The sequence below is a fragment of the Mesorhizobium argentiipisi (SeqCode) genome, from assembly GCF_037179585.1.
Lineage (GTDB): Bacteria > Pseudomonadota > Alphaproteobacteria > Rhizobiales > Rhizobiaceae > Mesorhizobium > Mesorhizobium argentiipisi.
Window position 1 is genome coordinate 1 of sequence record NZ_JAPYKO010000076.1, and the last position, 1,465, is coordinate 1,465.

The 1,465-nt window shown below is 61.4% G+C and carries 2 protein-coding genes; both read left to right on the top strand.

From position 1 onward, the window contains the following. A partial coding sequence (locus O7A05_RS33960; RefSeq protein ID WP_337097771.1) for an amidohydrolase family protein occupies window positions 1-699 on the top strand: 699 nt, incomplete at its 5' end. A gap of 5 nt (window positions 700-704) precedes the next feature. Then, window positions 705-1,465 (top strand): iron-sulfur cluster assembly protein (locus tag O7A05_RS33965; protein ID WP_337097772.1); only part of this gene is annotated, 761 nt, incomplete at its 3' end.

The following is a 1,465-nucleotide window of genomic DNA, read 5'->3' on the forward strand; positions in this document are numbered from 1 at the left end:
GAGCGTTTCATCGTCAATGGTGCTTTCGATCCGCGCGACGGTGAGAAGGCGCTGGAGTACATCCACTTCCTCAAGGAGACCTATGACATCAAGGGCGTGAAGATGTACACGGCCGAATGGAACGGCGCCTCCAAGGGCTGGAAGCTCACTGACCCCGATGCGTACAAATGCTTCGAGCTTTGCGACAAGCTCGGCATCAGGAACATTCACGTCCACAAAGGCCCGACGATCATCCCGCTCAGCAAGGATGCCTTCGACGTGCATGACGTCGACCACGCGGCGACGGATTTCCAGAACCTCAATTGGATCGTCGAGCATTGCGGCCTGCCGCGCCTCGACGATTTCTGCTGGATCGCGACGCAGGAAACCAATGTCTATGGCGGCCTGGCGGTGGCGCTGCCCTTCATTCATGCGCGTCCGCGCTATTTCGGCGAGGTCATCGCCGAGCTGCTGTTCTGGCTCGGGCCGGAGAAGATCCTGTTCGGTTCCGACTACGCGATCTGGACGCCGCGCTGGCTGGTCGAGAAATTCTGGGCCTACCAGATCCCCGAGGACATCGCCGCGGAACGCGGTGTGCAGCTGACCGATGAGATCAAGGAGAAGATACTCGGCCTCAACGCCGCGCGTCTCTACAACATCGACGTCGAAGCCAAGAAGAAGGCGCTCGCCGGCTCGCCCTTCAGCATCGCGGCGGAGTAAGGGCCATGGCAACGGCCAGCATTTCCGATGATGGCCGCCAGAAAGAACTCTGGCGGCGCCTTGGAGAGGTCAACGACCCGGAACTCGACGAGGCCATTACCGAGATGGGCTTTGTCGAGCGGGCGGAGGTGACGAGCGATGGCAGCGTGGAGGTCGACTTCCGCTTGCCGACCTACTGGTGCTCGCCCAACTTCGCCTTCCTCATGCTGGACGGCGTCCGCCAGGCGCTGGAACAGCTGTCCTGGTCGCCTGCCTATCGCGTCAAGCTGCACGACCACATGTTTGCGGAAGAGGTCAACCGCGGCATGGAAGCGGGCAAATCCTTCGGCGACATCTTCGCCGAACTTGCCGAGGATCGCGATCTCGGCGCCTTGCGCGAAACCTTCCGGATGAAGGCATTCAAGCGGCGCCAGGAGGCAGTCTTGCGCGGCCTCAAGGCGCACGGGCTGACCGATCGGGAAATCCTCGGCATGGGGTTGCCTGCATATGACGCCGCGCGGTTCGAAGCGGGCGAAGCAGCCAAGCAGAAGCCGAGATACAGGGCCGCCCTGCTTGAGCGTTTCCCCGACCGCCGGGCGGATGATCCGGTCTTCGTTACATGGGATGGGCAGCAGATACCACCCATGGCACTGACTGCCTATCTCGGCGGATTGCGCTCAGTGCGCATCAACATGGAGTTCAACGGCGCGCTTTGCCGGGGGCTCAAACAGACAAGATACAAGGAACTGGATGTTGTCGACGGCGAACCGACGCTGGTCGATTTCAT